Origin of the sequence: Psychrobacter sp. S1-30-MNA-CIBAN-0213 (assembly GCF_040309845.1) — a bacterium.
GTDB lineage: Bacteria > Pseudomonadota > Gammaproteobacteria > Pseudomonadales > Moraxellaceae > Psychrobacter.
Genome location: NZ_JBEOPE010000003.1, coordinates 282,315 through 302,642 on the forward strand (window position 1 = coordinate 282,315; position 20,328 = coordinate 302,642).

Genomic DNA, 20,328 nt, shown 5'->3' on the forward strand with positions numbered 1-20,328 from the left:
CGTAAACCACTGTCGCAAGGAGAATAAAATGCATATCGCTATCTTAACGCTGACTTTTGCGCTATCCGGATGTAGCTCATTAAAAGAAAAGCGCCAACGTATGGGCGGCCTGCACGCCCGCTTTGGCAATACGCCAAGCGTCGCGGTATGTGAGAGCGGCGAGCGTGATCGACATGATGCCAGCGAGTGGACATTCGTTATAGTCGGGCTGTCTAAACGTGAAGTCGAGTCGCAGTGTAGTCAGATAGAGGAGAAGATAGAACGGACGGTAGATGCAAGGATGATGAATGTTGAGAGAGAGTTTATTTAGGTTGTGAGCTTTGGCTAGCTTACGATCTAAGTTAGGTTTTCTGTCAAATTATTAGTATTATCTAACCACATTTTTATAGAAGGTTCGTTGTTCGGATTATCAACAATGTTTTCTCGCAGTAGATCTAGTATCCATAGCCTAATTTCTTCACGTTTACCACTAATATCTCCTAGACATGGATGTAATAAAATTGAATGGATAAATAACTTACGGTATCTTTGGTTACTTTCTATATCTGCCCAAATTACCTGTTTCAAAATATCTTTATCAATTAGCTTTAGGAGGTCTTTATCATGACTATTCCAGGCTCTACGACTATTTTTATGAAAATCTAAAAATATTGAAAGTATCTTTTTAGAGCTAAAACTGTTAGTTCTGAAGCTCGCTAGTGAATTAACAGTAAAATCGTAGAAGCGATCTTCAGGCTTTTTTCCAAAAAAATAGAAGTCATCTATAGACATATGACTTTTAGATGACCTAACTGATTGTTCAATATGTCTTTTAATATGGTCTTCAAGTTGAGTAGCCAAGTCTGACCTATTGCTAGTTTCGAGAATATCACAATAAAAGCTTAAGTTACTTAATTGTTCTGAAGATAGACTGCTACAAGCTACATAGTATAATCGTTCGGCAAATTTTGGTTCGATCTCCAAGTTATGAAACTCTTGTAACACTTGGGTCTTCAGTCTGCTATCTTCTAAGTTTCTCTCATTGATAGTATCTTTTTCATTTAGAAGTTTCGCCATATCACTGTTTAGGTCTAAATCTCTAACCAATGAAACAACGAAATGACCCCAACCTGAAATAATGAAGTTTGAAATAAATGGTTCGATAATATCTCGAATTTCATTAAGTTTTTCAAACTGTTTGAGAATGTGTAAGTCTTTCTTAGATGATGTTTCACTAGAAGATGATTTTAAGTCTATGAGCCGATCTGAAAAAACTGGATTTTTCTCATCGAGAATTGTTATAAACGATTCAAAATCTATCTCTGAACCTAGTAATTTAGGCATATCATGCGCAAACATAATTACTAAAAGAAACTCTAATATTTGTTTCTTACTTACTAAAGATAGTTCACTGCCTGAGTTATCTATTATAATCTTTAAAGTGCTCTGAACACGTTGATAAAATCTTAAGTTCTTTATATTTAATGTTTGATAGAATAGCTCGTATATGGGGAATAAGTCATTATCATCAACTATATCTTTCTTAATAATGGTTATCGATTCACTTAGAGTTAAGATTTCATCAAAGACTTTTTCTTTGTATTCATGAAATTTTTTATTAGCTTCCCCTTCGTGTAGTAAAACAATAACTTTACATTTTTTTTCTAAATTTAAATGATTGACTAGCCCCATTACATCTTTGATATCTAATTTGTCTGATATTCGCTCAATATCGTCTATACATATTAAGGTTTCATTAACCATATTGGATATAGTACTAGTAATCATACTTTTGCTAAGAGATAGAGCAACACCACTGCCTTCAATCTTAGGTAGATCAACTGCCTCAATTGTGCTTTGAAAAACTTTCTTTATTCCAGATAAATTATCACTGCTTTGTGATGTAGAGTAAGATTTGATAGCTATTTCAAATTTTAAGGCATCCAATGAATCAATGCCGAATAAGGATACATAAGCAATTTTCTTAACCCGAAAATTTTCACGATGTTTTTTACAGAAATTATTCCAAAAATGAGTCTTACCAATACCCCATTCGCCAGTCAGAGCAATAGCAAAAGAGTCTTTAGTATTGATAAGCTCAAAAAGCTTCTTCTCAAGATTTGCTACATTTGCCATTGCTCATTACCTTACAGATGTTCTTAAAATAATTATCATGTTAACACTAAAATAAAAACTCAACCCAACAAAAAAGGCCACTCCCTAAAGAATAGCCTTTTATCAATTATTAATTAACTAACTTGTATTAACTCACTTCTTGCATCGCCTGCTTAAGCATTGGCTTTAAGAACTCACCAGTATATGAGCCTTTCACTTCCGCTACTTCTTCAGGTGTACCTTCAGCGATAATCAGTCCACCACCTTTACCACCTTCAGGGCCAAGATCAATAACCCAATCGGCGGTTTTGATAACGTCAAGATTGTGCTCGATGACCACGATGGTATTGCCTTTATCACGTAGGGCATGCAGGATATGTAGCAATTTATCGATATCATGGAAATGCAACCCAGTGGTTGGCTCATCCAAGATATAGAGCGTCTGTCCGGTATCACGTTTGGCAAGCTCACGTGCCAGCTTCACACGCTGAGCTTCACCGCCAGATAGTGTTGGCGCAGACTGACCGAGGCGAATATAGCTTAGACCAACATCCATCAATGCTTGCAGGCGACGATAAATCGCTGGAATGGCTGAGAAGAACTCAGTCGCATCCTCAACGGTCATATCGAGCACATCGGCGATATTTTTACCTTTATAGTGAATCTCTAAAGTCTCGCGGTTATAGCGTTTGCCTTCACAGGTGTCACACGGCACATACATGTCTGGCAAAAAGTGCATCTCAACTTTGATGAGACCGTCACCTTGACACATTTCACAGCGTCCGCCTTTAACGTTAAAGCTAAAGCGACCCGCTTTGTAACCACGGGCGCGCGCTTCTTGCGTTTGTGCAAACATCTCACGTACTGGCGTAAAGACACCGGTATACGTCGCTGGATTTGAACGCGGCGTACGACCAATCGGGCTTTGATCAATATCGACCATTTTGTCCAAATGCTCAAGACCATTGATGCTGTCATGCTTATCCGCGATGAGCGTTGAGGCATTATTCAACTGCGTGGCGGCGAGTGGCATCAAGGTACGGTTGATGAGGGTCGATTTACCAGAACCTGAGACGCCAGTGATACAAGTCATGATACCTATTGGCAAGGTCAAATCAACATCGTGTAAGTTGTTACCTGATGCACCTTTTAGCTCAATGGTCATCGGTACTTTTTTCGGTTTGGCTTTCCCTTTTTCCTCAATCTCTATCGTTTTAGCCTTGTGACGAATGCTTGGAATCTCGATTTTTTTCTTACCAGACATATATTGTCCAGTTAGTGATTCTTCGTTCGCCATGATGTCATCGACCGTACCCTGAGCGATGATATGACCGCCGTGTACGCCTGCGCCAACACCGATATCGATAACGTGATCCGCTTGGCGAATGGCGTCTTCATCATGCTCAACGACCAGTACCGTATTGCCCAAATCACGTAAGCGCGTTAGGGTTTTTAGCAGACGATCATTATCGCGCTGATGCAAACCAATTGATGGCTCATCGAGGACATACATCACACCCATCAGACCTGCGCCAATTTGGCTGGCAAGACGAATACGCTGCGCTTCACCACCTGATAGCGTCTCAGCAGAGCGGGCAAGGGATAGATAATCAAGTCCGACACTGACGAGGAAGTTTAAGCGCTCATTAATCTCTTTAAAGATTTTTTCTGCAACTTCACCTTTATGACCGCCAATTTTTAGCGTCTTATAATAGTCAGCAGCGTCACCGATAGATAGCTTAACGATTTGGGCGATGGTTTGATCGTCTACGCGCACGTTGCGTGAAATCTCATTGAGACGCGCGCCATCACAGACGTTACACGTGGTATCGGCCAAATATTTTGCCAACTCGTCACGGACTAGGTTACTTTGCGTTTTGGCATAACGGCGCTCTAGATAAGGCAGCACACCTTCAAATGGTACGGTTTTATTGGTTTTACGACCGCGCTCATCGGTAAAGTTAAAAGTTAATTTTTCTTTACCCGAGCCATGCATAATGAGATCTTGCTGCGCATTTGGCAGCTCTTGCCACGGTGCATCCATATCAATTTTAAAGTGCTTACAAACAGTCGAAAGCAGGCCAAAGTAATAAGCATGACGCTTATCCCAACCATTAATCGCGCCTTGATTGAGCGATTTTTCATGGTGAGTAATCAGCTTTTCGGCTGAGAAATACTGACGTTTACCGAGACCATCACAACTTGGGCAAGCACCATAAGGATTGTTAAAACTGAACATACGCGGCTCAAGCTCAGACACTGCGCGGTCACAAACAGGGCAAGAGTGCTTGGCAGACATGACCTGATTAGCATCACCGCCTTCTTTTGGATTGCCATCCATAAAGTGCAGCGTCACCAAACCTTGACCTAAACGTAGGGCAGTCTCCAAACTTTCAGCGACGCGGTTGCCTAAGTCGTCACGAACTTTAAAGCGGTCGACCACGACTTCGATCGTATGCTTTTTCTTTTTATCGAGTGTCGGTAGTTCATCAGTATCGTAAACATCGTCATCGACACGTACGCGTACGAATCCTTGACCAATTAATTGCTCAAGCAGAACTGTATGCTCACCTTTGCGCTCACGAACCACTGGCGCAAGTATCATTAGTTTTGTGTCATCTGGGAGCGCCATGACTTGATCGACCATTTCGGTGACCGACTGCGCGACCATTGGCTCGCCATGTTCTGGACAATAAGGCGTACCGATACGCGCATAGAGCAGACGCAAATAGTCATAGATTTCGGTAATCGTACCGACCGTTGAGCGTGGATTATGGTTGGTTGATTTCTGCTCGATAGCAATCGCAGGGGAGAGACCTTCAATACTATCGACCTCTGGCTTCTCCATTTGCGAGAGAAACTGACGCGCATAAGCCGATAGACTCTCGACATAGCGACGTTGCCCTTCGGCATAAAGCGTATCAAAGGCCAGCGATGATTTACCAGAACCAGATAGGCCAGTAATCACCACAAATTTATCTCGTGGAATGTCTAAGTCGATGTTTTTTAGATTATGAGTGCGTGCGCCGCGAATCTTAATATGCTCGTGTGCCATCGGTTCTGGGTTTCCTATTTGCTAAAAGCGTTATTAAAACAACTATGTACGTATGGTTATAAAATACAAAAATGTAGATAAGGTTTAATTAAAAGATTTAGTCATGCTACTTGAAAATAGACTACGCTTTATTTGATTATTAAAAATAAAAGGTCTTTATAACCATCATTAAAGATTTATAGGTACTTATTATTTATTAGGGTATTCGATGATTCTAACTATAAAGCGATTCGTTATTTAAATATTGACAAAAGTTTAAATTTTAATTGAATTGGCTTTATTGCTGTAATGTATGTGAATACTAAGTTATCAACGTTAATTTCATTCTCAAAGTTATCATAGAGTAATAAATTAAGGACTTAATGTCACGAAAGGATATAAATAAGCCAATTTCATATTCTTAGAAACTATTTATTATGCTTTATCTCTTAAGCTCTATCTTTTAGACTCTATGAGTACTTATAAACTGGGAATATCTACAAACTACGAATAGTTAAGTACTATGAATAATTGCTCGTAATATCATTGTTCGCGTTCATAAGGCTATCCTGTTTATATACTGCTCTATCATAACTTTTACAACGTCTTACTTTATTGTCATGACTACAGGATTATTCAAGGCATCAGTAGGTATTAGATGCACTTAGTAACAAAATTATTGAGTAAAATGAATGAATTGGGATGGCGTGGAATAGTAAGTCTAGGCAGGAAGACAAAAGTCTCGGCAACTAAGTAGCGAATGTTTTATACTGTGGGGCTTGATTTATGGGTTGAGCGAATAGACGAGCATTTTGCCAAATTATTATTAAATTTGGTACATGTCGCTCTTAGAGCAGGTAGCTCTAGATGCTACTTGTCAGTCTTACTAGCCGATAGTTGCCAGAGGCAGTCGATAGACCCATAAGTGTAGCGCAGCTGTGCATTGTCATAATGTATAGATGTCAGTCGTGATGTGATAAACCAGTGAGGCAAGTATGAATAGCGTAGAAAAACGGGCAATTCTGGGGGTCGGTGGTATATTTGCCTTGCGGATGATTGGCCTGTTTATGATTGTGCCTGTGTTTTCTGTGTATGGTGACAATTATGCGCATGCCACGCCATTTTTGATCGGTTTAGCGGTCGGTATTTATGGGCTAGGGCAGGCTATTTTTCAGATACCAATGAGTCTTGCCGCGGATAAGTTTCCCCGTAAACCTATCATATTTTTGGGTTTAATATTATTTGCCCTTGGCGGTATCATCGCGGCAAATGCGACTGATATTTATGAGGTCATTATCGGTCGAGCGCTGGCAGGTAGTGGTGCGGTCTCTGCGGTATTGATGGCATTACTCGCTGATGTGACGCGTGAAGAGATGCGCACCAAAGCGATGGCAACCATGGGCTTGACCATTGCCACCTCTATCATGCTCGCTTTTGCCTTTGGTCCTTTATTAGTCGGTTCACTTGGTATCTCTGGTCTGTTTTGGTTAACCGCAGGCTTTGCTGTTTTAGCGATGATGCTACTTTTCGTCGTGCCCACACCGCTACGAGTCCTTAAGCATAATTTGGACAATAAATCGATTGGCCAGCAATTGGCTAGCGTGATAAAAATAGGCGATTTAAACCGCTTGCATATCGGCATCTTTGCGCTACATCTTACCATGACGGCGATATTTGTTATTTTGCCGCATCAGCTAAGTGACGTGATGGGCTTGTCTGTACGCCAGCAGGGCTTGGTTTATTTGCCATTGTTATTTATTGGCTTTGCCGTCGCGATTCCGTTTATCATCATTGCCGAAAAGAAACGCAAAATGCGCCAAGTGTTTTTAGGAGCATTGGCGCTAATGACTGCCTCATTAGCGTTGCTCGCCTTTGGTAGTCATCTTGGTGTGGGTATTATTTTAGGTCTATTATTATACTTTATGGGCTTTAATTTACTTGAAGCCACCATTCCATCATGGATCTCGAAGCGGGCGCCAGTAGCGAATAAAGCGACGGCAATGGGACTTAACTCATCTAGCCAGTTCTTTGGGGCCTTTGTTGGCGGTGCGATGGGTGGCTTACTATTGACGCAGCCAAATCTGCTGGCCTGGGGCATATTAGCCGCTATCATGGGTGCAGCGTTACTCTTCATTATCCCGATTGCCCAGCCGCCTTATCTATCAAGTACGACAGTCACTATTCCTAAAAATATCAACATTCAAGATTGGTCACGGCAAATGCTGGCAGTAGATGGCGTCGATGAGCTGGTGGTAATGGCAAAAGAACAGGTAGCATACCTTAAGTTAGACAAAACCCAGCTAACCGATACTTCACGACAGGAGCTGTCGCATCTTGCGCAAAGCCCCCTAGATATTTAAACAAAAATTGGTTAAAGTAAAAACAAATTACTGATAGTATTAATTGGTTCCATTAAATGACAGTTAAAACTATTCATTAAATTATTCATAAGTAAAAGGACGGTACCATGCGCGGAGTTAATAAAGTTATCATTATCGGTAACCTTGGAGCAGACCCTGAGGCACGTCAATTTAATAATGGCGGTAGCGTGACCAATATCTCGGTTGCGACGTCAGAGCAATGGACAGATAAGCAAAGCGGTGAAAAAAGAGAAGCGACCGAATGGCATCGTATTGCATTATTTAATCGCTTAGGAGAGATTGCCGCGCAGTATCTTCGTAAAGGCAGTAAGGTTTATATTGAAGGTAGTCTGCGTACCCGTAAATACCAAGATCAAAGCGGACAAGATCGTTACATCACTGAGATTCGTGCTGAGCAAATGCAAATGCTCGATGGCACGAGCAGTGGTGGTCAAGATAGCAATAACTTTGGTGGTCAAGGCTCAAATCAAAATCAAGGCGGCAGTTACGGTAATCAAGGCGGACAAAGTAATCAAAACAACTTTGGTCAGCAAGCAAACAATCAGCCAGCTCAGCAAGGTGGCTACAATCAAGCTGGCGGTGCGGCAGCTCAAGGCAGTAACCAGAATAGCTTCAATAACCAAAATGCACCGGCTCAACAAAATCAGTTTAATCAGCCTACTCAAACGCCAGCACAATCAAAACCTACGGCTATGCCAGATGGCCCGGTAGATGATGATATTCCTTTTTGAGGAATACATAATTAAGTAATGTTGATTAAGCTAGATAGAGCCTATGTAAATAGGCTCTTTTTTTATATCTATAATATAAAAATAGTTTACAATAGAGTTATGAATAACATACATAATTAAGTGTTGATTAAAGGGTTCGTACTATGGCTCGAATTAAGAACTTGGTATTTAGTAATGGAGAGAGATATCCAATCCTAATAGATTCAGATGGTACTCCTAACTATTGGGTTACGTTGTATGTCACAGAGAAGCTAAGACCTTCTCAGACACAGTCCGCAATTATTAATACTCTTGGGCATTTGATACACCTTGCATTATGGGAGGAGATCAATAATCGAAACCTTATAGAAGAGTTTACAGAGTCCAAGTTTTTAAGCACCGAAGATGTCTATTCTATTCGTGATCATTGTATGTTGGATAGTAGAAGCTTGAGGAAATGGTTGAAAAGATCGAGTAGCAATATCGTAAGGTTTCCGTCAGCATCAACTGCGAATTTCACACCTATCCAAAGTATTTCTAGTAATCATGCCTCGAATAGAATGTCACATATAGCTTCCTACTTAGATTTTATAGTTAGAGTCTTGCTAAAAAACAAATTGGTAAATAAGGTTGTATCATCTTCAATTGCTAGTATGAATAAGTCATTATTGGCTAATAAACCTAAGGGTAGTAAAGGGAGAGGTTTGGCTACTGACCCTAATTTAAAATCTGCACCACCTGAAGCTTTCGCTCGAATATTAGAAATTGTGAAAGAAGACTCACCTGATAACCCTTTCAAGGGTACGGATGTTAAGTTACGCAACGCGATTATATTCGAAGTTATGGATTCAACAGGTATGAGGGCTGGTGAGATTTTATCTTTACAAATTGAAGATATAGATTTCCATAATAATGCCATTTCGGTTGTAAGGCGTCATGATGCCATTGAAGACCCTCGTAAAAGACAACCAGTAGCCAAAACTAGAGAACGTAGAATCCCTATTAGTCAAAATCTTACTGGACGTTTGAAAGATTATATTATGGATAAGCGGTCAATTATAGATGAAGCAAGAAAGCATCCTTATATTTTCGTCACTCATAAGCATGGCAAATATTTTGGCAAGCCAATATCTAACAGTACGTTTGTTAATCGGATACTTAAGCCTGCAATAGCAGTAAGTCCAGAATTACTTGAAGAAATAACAAGGCATGGATTTCGTCATAATTTTAACTATAACTTGTCAAAGCGTATAGATTCGATAAATGCAGCGGCAAAGATTGACTCAAATATAAAGCCAGTTAATGAAAAGATGGAAATTCAAATTCGAAAAGAACTAAATGGATGGAGTTCTGATACAACAGCTGAGACATACAATCTAAGACATGTAAGAGAAGAGGCGAATCGAGTTATGTATGAAGATATGGAACATTGGTCTCAATTTATAAATAAGGAATAATAAAGTGCAGTTTCTATTAGTAGAGGACAGTAACAACCTACAGGTTTACTCTGAAGATAACTCAGTGGATAGAAAAATAGATAAGCAGCTTAAAACTAAGTTTGGATATCCATTTAGCTTTGATGATCATAAGTGGCGTTTAGATGGGTCGTCTGTTATCAACTTCAATAGCTTAACTTCTATGGATGATGAGCTAAAAGATGGTTTTAAGAATGCTTTGTGCCGTTATGCAGAAGAGTTATCAGCGGGACACACACTTAATTCTTTTAAGTATTTCAATGCTTTTATGAAAGCTAATAATGAAGGGCACATAACTGTACAAAGTTTATCAAACTACAGAGCTTCGTTAAATATAGATAATGAATATAGACTAGGTGCGCTCAAAGGTTTTCTTTTAGCTTGGTATGAATGGGGATTTAAGGGTGTTAATAATGAGGTTGTTAGTTACTTAAAGGAATTAACACTTAAAGGTAGTCCTAAAGGGAATGCAGTAAAAGGAGCATGTCCATATTCTGGGCCTTTAACCCTAAATGAACTAGGGTCTTTAATTGATTGGGCTTCAAATGCTTTTAATAATAAAGAATTAATCCTGAAAGAGTACGCTTGTTTTATGGTATTAGCGCTTACTGGCCGACGGTTTGTCCAAATTCGCTCATTGAGATCGCAAGATTTAATGATCCATGAGGGTAAAGATGGACATGATTATATTATTAATTGTCCTAGAGCAAAACAGATTCGGGCTAATTTCAGGTCACAATTTACACCTCTTCTGATCAATGAAGACCTATATCTTATTTTAAATAACCAACGAAATGCATCAATCAAATTAGTTGAGAAACATTTAGGTTTCAAGATATCTTCAAGAGTTAAAGATCAGGTTCCCATATTCCTTGAAGAGACTAGGCTTAAAGAAGTCGCAGATGAAGAAGATTTGGAAAATAAGCTAGAAAACATACCAGACTATTTACATATGAGCCAACGTACAGGATTCAGCCTTCTTAGAGGCATTTCCGTAAAGAGTACAGCCTATTCAGAGCGCACGGGAGATTTTATTAATTTTACTGCATATAGGTTTAGGTATACAAAAGGTACTAATCTTGCTCGCCGTGGTATAACTGGAGTGGCACTAGCTGCTGGGCTAGATCACTCAGATACACAGCATATTGGTATTTATGTAGAAAATACAGAAGAAAGAGCTAAGCAAATAGATGCAGTAATGGCTCCAGTATTAGCACCGTTGGCAAAAGCATTCGCTGGTAAGTTAATCGCTTCTGAAAGGGATGCTGTAAGAGCAAACGATCCAAATAGTAGGATAAAGAATGGGGGTTCAGAAAGTATAGGAAACTGTGGAACACATTCTTTCTGTGCTTCTGGTTATAGAGCTTGCTATACCTGTATTAACTTTCAGCCTTGGCTGGAAGCTCCTCATGAAAATGTTTTGGAGGAAGTGTTATTTGAAAGAAAAAGACAAGAAGAGTCTGGAGTCTCTCCTTATGTTATCCAATCAACAGATCGTTTACTTCTTGCTATTCAACAAGTAATTTTGATGTGTGAAGAAGAAAAATTAAAGGAGAAAATAGTAAGTGGGTAATATAATTTACTTTCAACCTAGACATGAGTTAACAGTAAAACAGAACTTAGAGTGCTTCATTGTTCATTGCCGAGAGAATTTAACTTTATACGATGATCAAGGTGGGTGGAGCAGTAATCAATGGAAACACAAACAAAAAAATCGTTCAATAGCAATGACATTTTCGAAATATCGTGAAGTCTCGAATCCAGCTAGTTTTGAGCCATTAGAAGAACCTTTTCTATCTTTTGCAAAGGCATATATTCGTTACAATCAAAGTATTAAGGCTGTATCAAGTGTCACTAATAAAATGGTTGCTTTGCGCGTAGTGCATGATGCTTTATTTGAAGTTTACGATGAAACTGATATATTAAAAATTGATGGTTTAGTCTTAAGTAAGATAAGCGAACTAACTAATAAGCGAATATCTAATGATGATCGTAGAAATAAAATAGGCTATCAAATACAAATATTGCTTAATTTTATTCGAGATAAAAGCTTTGTACCTACGCTTCAAGTATGGGTAAACCCTTGGCCTAAAGTGGGCGCAAAGGCTGAAAGAACTGATAAGGAGTCTAGAGATTGGCAGGACAATAGATGTCCAAGTATGCATCAGATGTTAGCTTTAGCCGATAGCTTTGCAAAAGCTGAAACTCAGGAAGATAAGTATTGGTCTAGCATTATTGCATTATTAATGTTTGCACCTGGACGAGGTAGTGAGTTAGCAGAGCTGACTGTTGACTGTATCCATAGGAGTGAAAATGGTGCGCTAGGCATTAGATGGTATTCTGCAAAAGGATTTGGTCATACAATTAAATGGGTGCCAAAAGATCTCGAAGACACTGTATTAGAAGCACATACAAGGCTAATGGAAATTGGGCAGCCAGCAAGAGAAGCTGCTAAGTTTGCGTATGATAATCCTGACACTTTCTTTCGTCACGAAGGGTGTTGCACTCCAACTAACTTCCCTGAGTACAAAGAATTAAATGCATATGAATTTGCATGTGCAATGAACTTTTCTGAATCTACTACTAAAAATTTACTCAATAAAAAGATAAATCTGCATTCTGATGAAGCTTGGAACTATATTGGTGAATATCAAGCTAAATGGATACAAAAATTGAGAAAGGATGGTAGCCCTACATATGAAAATCTAGCTCAATATACATTGAATGAATATAAGAAATCAGTCTGGCCTAATATTCCTTCGATTAAGCGTCCAATTTGGGATTCTTTAGTAATTATTAGGGATCGTGAGCTTCATAATCAGTTCTCTGCCAGAAATTTTTCATGGCGTTTACCAAGTATTAATGAATTAAATGCTCAGTTAGCTATTCGAGATAAACTTAAAAATCCACCCAAGACAATTTTTCAAAGAATGGGTTATAAAGAAGAAGATGGATCTGAGATTCAATTAACCTCTCATCAAATTCGTGTTTGGCTATCTACTAATGCTGAGCGTGGCGGGATGGATGCATGGCAATTAGCTCAATGGGCAGGACGAGCTAGAATAAACGATAACCGATATTATGATCTTCGAACTAGCAAGGAGCGAGAGCAACAAGCTAGAAGTGTCATAGAGTTTAATGAGCGTCCTACTGCGCTTCAAGCTATAAAGCATAATTTGCCTGTAAGTTATAAGGACTTAGGTTTAAATCGTATAGGTATTGCTGATGTTACTGAATATGGGATGTGTACTCATGACTATGCTATGTCACCGTGTACTAAAGGTGGCGAATGTATGACGTGTAAAGAACATGTATGCATCAAAGGGATGCCTAATACTTTAGAAAGTATCATTAGATTAGAAGGTCAAGTAGAGTCCCAATTCGAAAAAGCAGAGCGTGACGAAATTAGTGGTCATTTTGGTGCTAACAGATGGGTAACTCATCTCAGTTGGAAGTTGGCACATATTCGCACGCAGCGTTTATTGCTTGAATCAAAGGACACCGCTGAAGGGACTGTTTTATGGATTCCACCAGACCATGACCCTAGTCCAATCAAGCGTGCGTTAGCACAAAATGATTTGCAGGTTTCAGCCAGTAGCGAAGATTATGTTGAAGAATCTACACTTAATTTAATGCTAGGAATCGAAAATGCCTAAACAAATTATCACACAGAAAACTCTCCAAGTTGCGTTGCATGAACTAGATAATTGGAGTGGTAAGCTAACATGGAACAGGTATGCTGAACAGCTTGCTAAAGTATTAGGTGAGGATACAATTAGTCGGCATACCCTAATCTCATACAAGGTACTAGTTGAGGCTTTTAGGGAGCGAAAAGCAAGCTTAAAAGAAGCTAAAAACAGTGATGCACCAGATATTACTCTGGAGTTTGCCAAAAAACAAATTGATATGCTAGAAGCTAAAGTAAGACGACTTGAAAGTCAGAATGAGAAGTTACTAGAACAGTTTGTAAGATGGCAACATAACGCTTATATGATGCCGAAAGTAGATATGAAGTTGCTTAATCAGCAGTTAGATAAACCTTTGCCTCAAGTGAATAGAAGATGATTTTAGTCCAAAGATGTGAAGAATTTGTAGTGATGTTATTATTAGTCAAAGATATTCAATAGAACTCTTACAGAATTACTCTCTCGTTGATTTTGCTAAGGAGTTTAAGAGTTGAGCGTGGCTATATTTTTGTATCCAAAGCAGAAAACTAAAGTAATTATAAAGCAGCTATGCAAAAATTAAATTAATAGAGTATTTGATTATAAAAATTGGGCTTTCACATGGAAAAAAACGAAGTACAAATACAAATACAGACGCAAATACAGAGATGGTTGTCTCGCAAAACAACTACAGGTTCTGTTAGACAAGTAACAGGATTGCCTATCGCCTTAGCATCAGATGTGGGATTAGTACGGTCTGAGAATCAAGATCGGCTAGTATTGTTGCGTGCCCAAGTAACTAATGAAAAGTCATTTTTAGTTGGAGTTTTATGTGATGGTATGGGGGGAATGACTAATGGTAAAGAATGTGCTGAACTTGCAATATCATTCTTTATTTCTAGTTGTATTGTGCATAGACAGATGGGGTTAAAAGATAGGCTATTAAATGCCGTTAATTCTGCTAACGACGCAATATATGAGAAATATAATGGTGATGGTGGTACAACCCTTTCTGCATTCATACTGGATAACGATAAACAAATAGAAGTCGTGAATGTTGGTGATAGTAGGGTTTATTTAAAAACTGATATAGGTTTTGAGCAAGTTACAACTGATGATACTGTTGCAGGGCAGCTTAAAAATAATCTTCATACCCCTGAAGTAAGCGGCCTTCTTCAATATATTGGGATTGGACCGAGCTTAGAGCCTCATTTTATTGAGCTACCTCATATAGATAAGATTTCAAAATTATTAATGACTAGTGATGGTTCGCACTACATAGTACACGAAACTCTTAAGCGCATCATGACGCCTGTATTACCCGCATCAGAGCTTGCTGAAAGACTCATAAATGTAGCTAAATGGTGTGGTGGTCATGATAACGCAAGTGCTTTACTCTTAACAGATTTACCTTCTCTATTTCTTAAAACTGAAAATGTTTATAAAGGGACGATAGATATTTGGGACTCATTTGGAGAAATGCAATTGTTTGGAATAGAGACAGCATCACCCAAAAAACCTCAGGTAATTTCTAATGTTAGTGTAGATCCGAAAGCAGATATAAACGCAAGTATTATATCTAATACAAGTGGGACCTTAAAAGATAAAGACACCTCTAAAAGTAGTGATAATCTTGATGATAAACCCAAGTCGAGAAAAGTCAGACAGAAAAAAGAAACCAAAAAAGAACCGGAACAGCCTAACTTGAGGATTGATTTTGAATAATATTCTAATGAATGGATTACCCACAAGATATATACTTGATGGAGAGTCAGAAAGCGGTGGCTTTAGTGATGTGTTTTATTGTCATGATACTCACTTAGAACGTAAAGTCGCGATAAAGACGATTAGAGATGCTGATCAAGCTAGACGACTAGATGATGAAATAGAAGCATTATTGAAAATTAGGTCGAAACATGTAGTGCAAGTATTTGACGTCATACGTGTGTCAGATATTGCTACTGATATGGATACAGTTGGCATTGTTCTGGAGTATATAAACGGTGAAGATTTAGTTGAATCTAAATATCATCTTCAATCTCATAATGATTTGCTAAAAGTACTTTGGCAAATTGCTTCCGGCATATCTGATATTCATGATGCTAAGTTGATTCATAGAGATATTAAACCTAACAACATGAAACTGGATAGCGAAGGTATTGTTAAAATATTTGACTTCGGATTATCAAGGAATTCGGGTTTGGATGCTGTGACTTTTGGATTTAAAGGCACCCAAGGATTTTCTGCTCCTGAACAGTACACTCATCAAGAGGTAAACTTTACATCTGCTATCGACATATATGCATTTGGAATTTCAGCTCTTTATTTAGCTACACAAGATATACCTAAGCCACTATTGGAGATGCCACCTAAAGCTGCTCCTATAAACTCTTTTGATTGCCCATACTTAGATCCTTATCCAACTTTAAAAGTGCTTTTTGAAAATTGTTTAGCACATGATCCTACTGATAGACCAGATATTGCGGATATCACAAACGAAATTAGTAAATATTTACTATTTAACAAACATCAAGCAATCGTTGTTATGGATGGAAATACTAACTTATTAAATTCATTAACTAAAAGTGCAAAATTAAAATATGGGACAATCGGTAGTTTTGAGATTGAATATACTGGACATGATTTTGTATTGAAAAATGTTGTAGGTGAAGTGTTTGTCAACAATGAACAAGCAACGTCTGGCAGAAAGATTCCTGGAGCATGTGTAATTGGTTTAGGAAGCAAACAAAGGCAGCATTTTGAAAGAAGGTTTGTAACTTTTGATGTTTCAAATCCGGAGGTTACATTATGATCGGTCCACACGAGCGAGATGATATTGTAGGTGAGCGATATCGAATTGAAGAATTTGTTGGTGAAGGGGGCATGCAATTCGTATATGCGGCATACGATAAAACTCTCAACAATAGAATTGCACTAAAAACTCCAAAAAATCCATCTGCGGAAAAGAGGTTTCATAGAAGTGCAGTTGTTTCAGCAAAGGTTAATCATCCTAATGTTGCAAAGACATTAGACTATTTTGAGGTTGGCGAGAGGGCGTATTTAGTTGAAGAGCTGGTTGTTGGAGGTGATTTGTCTAAAACTCTCCTTAAAGAAGCAGATTATTTAGATCCGTTTCTTGTGGCTAGATTATTTCATTATTTAGCCAAAGGACTTGCTGCTTCGCATCATGCAAATGTCATACATAGAGATTTGAAACCAACAAATATAATGATTGTTAATGGTTTTCAATTATTGGGTGTTAAGATTACAGATTTTGGTATTGCTAAGATGGCCGCTGAAGAATTAACAGAAGCAGCCATAGGTGGTGAAGATACGCTAAGTGTTTCAGCTACTGCTCTTGGGGCATTGCCTTATATGTCACCCGAGGCTATAGACACTCCCAAAGATGTAGGAGTACAAACTGATATTTGGTCGCTTGGGGCTATGATGTATGAATTATTAACAGGTAAAAAGCCTTTTGGCTCAGGTTTAAAAGTTGTTAAACGTATCCTTGATGCTGATTATGAAGACTTTCCTGAGTTCGTAACCGCCAATCCACAGTTTAGCCACTTATCTACGAAAATAGTTGAGCTAATAAAAAAATGCCTATCTATCGATTCAAAAGATAGACCAACTGCTGATGAACTAGTTACAGAATGTGGCCTACTTTGCTATCCAGTTAGAGAAAGATATTTTGGTACAATGAGAACACCAAATAATTCAAAATGGGGATTTGTCGATCCAATTGATAATACTACTAATATTTTCTACCACGTGGATTGTATATATGGTATTCGACCTCAAGCGGGAGAAAGAGTTATGCTGTCTAAGTATGAAGGTAGTGGTGCCTATCGTGCCTTACCTCTAGTTCGTATGAAGCAGTAAGTTCTTAATAAAATCATTACTAGTAACTATGTCTATTACTTGGAATGTTGATTAAGATAGCTAAAAAGTTGTTTTTTTCCTTTATTTCTACAAATTTATAAGTAAATGTTGATTATAGATATAAAGCACTAGTTAAGGTTATGATAAATAAAAACTTATTTATATATCTATTGAATTACGTATATATTACCTTTTTAACTTATACACCTTAGACTTTAATATAAAAAAGAGCCTTCAAATATAGGCTCTTTTTTATGGCTAATGTTTTTATAGCCTTAAATGCGTTAGGGAATTAAAAAGTAGTTGGTTTTTTCTGTTTATAAAATGAGTCATTTAGATGTTTAACCATATTTCTATAACAAACTTATGTCTATAAAAGATAATAGAATATGCGTAGTTATTGATAGATGATTATGAAAGCTAATATTATTTAATATGAATATAGACTTTTATTATTCAAAAACTTAAATGCTATTATTAATATTTAATTATTCATTAAGGATAAAAATTATGTTAATCTCGCACGGTTACTAAAGCTGTTTAATTAGGTGTCGCATATTATAGAATCGATTAAATGGATTTACATTAAATCTGGTTTAATTACTATATTCAAAGAGACATCAACAGCGGTAAAGCAGTATTGCTAGATATCTATCCAGCGCTCGAGAAGTTATAAAAGACCTATTGAGCTTATTTCTATTTTTGAAACCGAGGCTGTTATGAATAAAAATAATACCATTGATTTAGACAATTTAAACGTAGATGAGTTACGTGCCATTACTGAAAATGCACAGCAACTTATCGCCAAAAAACAACACCAGCGTTTATATGATGCTTATATGCAGTTCGAAAAAATTGCAGAAGAAAGCAACAGTACCATCGAAGAGATTCTAAAGGCTGGTGAAAAATTAGAGAAAAAACGCAGTATCAAATATCGTAATACTGATAACCATCAAGAGACATGGACTGGCCGTGGCCGTAAGCCTACGTGGTTAGTTGATGCACTAGCAGCAGGTAGTGATCTTGAAGATTTTGCTGTATAAAAATCAAGCTAATATGGTAGCTTGTTTATATAATGACTATGGGCAAGATATATTTTGCTATAGCCAATCTATATTGCACTGACTTTATCAGCTCTTTGAAAGAGAGTTATATATTAAATTGATAATGCAATTGTCTGATTAGATTTTAAGAGCCAGTATCTTTAAATAAAGATACTGGTTTTTTTGCTGTCATATATAGGTGATTGTTTGTTATGATAATATCATTTTTACCTTGCCAATAAGAGTACTCTAACTGTGCCCAAAGCATCTGCTTCGTCTCATAAGCGTCCTCGTAAGCTGTGGTGGCTGGTTGGATTCATTTTATTCACTCTATTTGCATTGTTACAGATGCCAGCAGCGTGGGTAATTGAAAAATACGCACCGGATTCACCTTATGTGCAGCATGTGTCAGGTAATTTATGGCAAGGCTCAGCCATTTGGCAATTGCCAGTAGCGACCATCCCGTTGACAGGTTCAGCCGATTGGTCTTGGCAGCCGTGGCAATTGTTCTTAGGTAAAATAGGCGCTGATATCGACATCAGTACCGGTCAAACGCGCCTTGATGGACAAATCAAAGTAGGGCGTAACGCTTGGCAGGTTGCTGATATGAGTGGCAAAATTGCGCCGGAAACGCTCGCTGGATTGGTCGATTGGCAGCTGCCCAATACCCCTATTCAAGTCAATGCGATTTCATTGCAACGCAAGTCAGGTTCAGATCCAAAGTCGATAGGCTTTACAAAAGCAGACGGTCAGCTGACATGGGTTGGCGGTGAAGTCGGTTATCCAAGTGGCGGTAAAGTGTTTTATATCACGATGCCAGCCATGCGCGCTGAACTCAGTACAGAACAAAAGAATGATACAAACCTGTTGCATATGAATCTATTGGACAATCAGGATAAGCGTTTAGGCGACTTGTATCTTGATGGCGATAATATGCTAGATATAAGTTTGACGCAGCGGTTATTAGAGAATATGCCAGAGTATGAGGGGCAAGCACCGAAAGATACAGCGGTGGTGAGTGTTCGCCAGCCGTTAATGACAGGCCTAGGGGTGCGTTAAATGATGAGTGTATCGGCACGCCTAAAACCAGTGATAGATAACCTGAATCGATTTTCGGCATGGCTGTTATTATTGGCCCTTGGTTGGTTAGCTTGGACAGCAGCACGTCTACTATGGCTGATATTAGCGCCGCCTACTGCACCTGCCTTGCAGATACAGTCATTGCAGAATAATGCAGCATCCAATGCTGATAATAGCAGTTTGTTTGCTATTTTCGCTGACCCTGAACCTGTTGCAGCTGCCGTACAGCCACCGCCTAACGTGGCTCTAAAAGGGGTGCTGTTAGCGATACCAGAAAGTTTATCTTCGGCATTATTAGATGTAAATGGTGAAGTAAAAAATTACCGTATTGGTGAAAGCTTACAAGATAGTGGCTATACCCTTATTGCAGTCGATTGGAATGCTGTCATTATTACTGACGCTGCTAGTAAGCAAATTGTCATTAGCATGGCGGACTCAATGCCACTTGATCAAAGTGATATGGCTGCTGGGAACGTGAGTAATCAGCGTTTGCCAGATAACAATAGTTCGACTAATAATTCGTTACCATCAACGCAACCGATGCCGATACCTAACTCTACACCTAGTGATGATGTTGCTGATTCTGCTAATGGATCTGCTGCCGATAGCAATGATACAGGTAACTCAAACTCTGCTATTGATGAAGCCGTTACAGCATTACAAGACAGTCCAGCCAGCTATTTGAGTCGTATGGGGGTAATGGCTGCAGGAGAAGGTTATCAAGTCACCGCTGCGATGCCAGCCGGCGTACGTAATCGGTTGGGACTAGAGCCGGGTGATCGAGTGCTTAAGGTGAATGGTCAAAGTATCGGCAGTGATCCTACGCAAGATGCTGGCTTATTAAAACAAGTTCAGCAGTCAGGTGAAGCTCAGATTGAAGTAAAACGCGGGGACCAAGTGATTACGATTCGTCAGCAGTTTTAGACTCTATTATTGTGTTTAAATGAAAGCTGTTTGAACA

Annotated in this window: 15 protein-coding genes; 13 read left to right on the top strand and 2 right to left on the bottom strand. The window is 38.6% G+C overall.

The genetic code is table 11. From position 1 onward, the window contains the following. Window positions 1–28 precede the first annotated feature (28 nt). Window positions 29–310, top strand: coding sequence for a DUF503 domain-containing protein (locus AAEY87_RS04675; RefSeq protein WP_350656122.1), 282 nt, complete (start codon window positions 29–31; stop codon window positions 308–310). Window positions 311–336: 26 nt separating this feature from the next. On the opposite strand, the gene AAEY87_RS04680 is transcribed toward AAEY87_RS04675, so the two are convergent. Continuing rightward, a complete protein-coding gene (locus tag AAEY87_RS04680) occupies window positions 337–2,115 on the bottom strand; it encodes a P-loop NTPase fold protein (RefSeq protein WP_350656123.1) in 1,779 nt (592 codons plus the stop codon). Between the two features lie 127 nt (window positions 2,116–2,242). Further along, on the bottom strand, window positions 2,243–5,149 hold the full coding sequence (uvrA, locus tag AAEY87_RS04685; RefSeq protein WP_350656124.1) for an excinuclease ABC subunit UvrA: 2,907 nt from the start codon (window positions 5,147–5,149) through the stop codon (window positions 2,243–2,245). 974 nt (window positions 5,150–6,123) lie between these two features. Between uvrA and AAEY87_RS04690 the strand changes: the two genes are divergently transcribed. From AAEY87_RS04690 to AAEY87_RS04745, 12 genes are all read left to right on the top strand, one after another. Beyond that, window positions 6,124–7,488, top strand: a complete 1,365-nt coding sequence (locus AAEY87_RS04690) for an MFS transporter (RefSeq protein ID WP_068037410.1) — start codon at window positions 6,124–6,126, stop codon at window positions 7,486–7,488. A 107-nt stretch (window positions 7,489–7,595) separates the two neighbouring features. Further along, a complete protein-coding gene (ssb, locus tag AAEY87_RS04695) occupies window positions 7,596–8,240 on the top strand; it encodes a single-stranded DNA-binding protein (protein ID WP_068037407.1) in 645 nt (214 codons plus the stop codon). A gap of 143 nt (window positions 8,241–8,383) precedes the next feature. After that, window positions 8,384–9,676 (top strand): tyrosine-type recombinase/integrase, encoded by a 1,293-nt coding sequence (locus tag AAEY87_RS04700; protein ID WP_350656125.1) that lies wholly within the window; start codon window positions 8,384–8,386, stop codon window positions 9,674–9,676. A gap of 4 nt (window positions 9,677–9,680) precedes the next feature. Then, on the top strand, window positions 9,681–11,267 hold the full coding sequence (locus AAEY87_RS04705) for a site-specific integrase (protein ID WP_350656126.1): 1,587 nt from the start codon (window positions 9,681–9,683) through the stop codon (window positions 11,265–11,267). Continuing rightward, on the top strand, window positions 11,260–13,350 hold the full coding sequence (locus AAEY87_RS04710) for a hypothetical protein (RefSeq protein WP_350656127.1): 2,091 nt from the start codon (window positions 11,260–11,262) through the stop codon (window positions 13,348–13,350). The genes AAEY87_RS04705 and AAEY87_RS04710 overlap by 8 nt, the downstream gene beginning before the upstream one ends. Beyond that, window positions 13,343–13,759 carry a hypothetical protein gene (locus tag AAEY87_RS04715; protein WP_350656129.1) on the top strand — a complete coding sequence of 139 codons (417 nt, stop codon included), beginning with the start codon at window positions 13,343–13,345 and terminating at the stop codon, window positions 13,757–13,759. Before AAEY87_RS04710 ends, AAEY87_RS04715 begins: the two co-directional genes overlap by 8 nt. A gap of 221 nt (window positions 13,760–13,980) precedes the next feature. Beyond that, window positions 13,981–15,084: a PP2C family protein-serine/threonine phosphatase gene (locus tag AAEY87_RS04720; RefSeq protein WP_350656130.1), complete on the top strand. Its 1,104-nt coding sequence runs from the start codon at window positions 13,981–13,983 to the stop codon at window positions 15,082–15,084. Then, window positions 15,077–16,171, top strand: a complete 1,095-nt coding sequence (locus tag AAEY87_RS04725) for a serine/threonine-protein kinase (RefSeq protein ID WP_350656132.1) — start codon at window positions 15,077–15,079, stop codon at window positions 16,169–16,171. Before AAEY87_RS04720 ends, AAEY87_RS04725 begins: the two co-directional genes overlap by 8 nt. Next, window positions 16,168–17,244 (top strand): serine/threonine-protein kinase, encoded by a 1,077-nt coding sequence (locus AAEY87_RS04730; protein WP_350656133.1) that lies wholly within the window; start codon window positions 16,168–16,170, stop codon window positions 17,242–17,244. Before AAEY87_RS04725 ends, AAEY87_RS04730 begins: the two co-directional genes overlap by 4 nt. A gap of 719 nt (window positions 17,245–17,963) precedes the next feature. Beyond that, window positions 17,964–18,287, top strand: coding sequence for an H-NS histone family protein (locus AAEY87_RS04735; protein ID WP_350656134.1), 324 nt, complete (start codon window positions 17,964–17,966; stop codon window positions 18,285–18,287). A gap of 255 nt (window positions 18,288–18,542) precedes the next feature. Further along, a complete protein-coding gene (gene gspN, locus AAEY87_RS04740) occupies window positions 18,543–19,346 on the top strand; it encodes a type II secretion system protein N (protein WP_350656135.1) in 804 nt (267 codons plus the stop codon). Beyond that, window positions 19,347–20,291, top strand: a complete 945-nt coding sequence (locus AAEY87_RS04745; protein ID WP_350656136.1) for a type II secretion system protein N — start codon at window positions 19,347–19,349, stop codon at window positions 20,289–20,291. The last annotated feature ends 37 nt before the right edge of the window (window positions 20,292–20,328 follow it).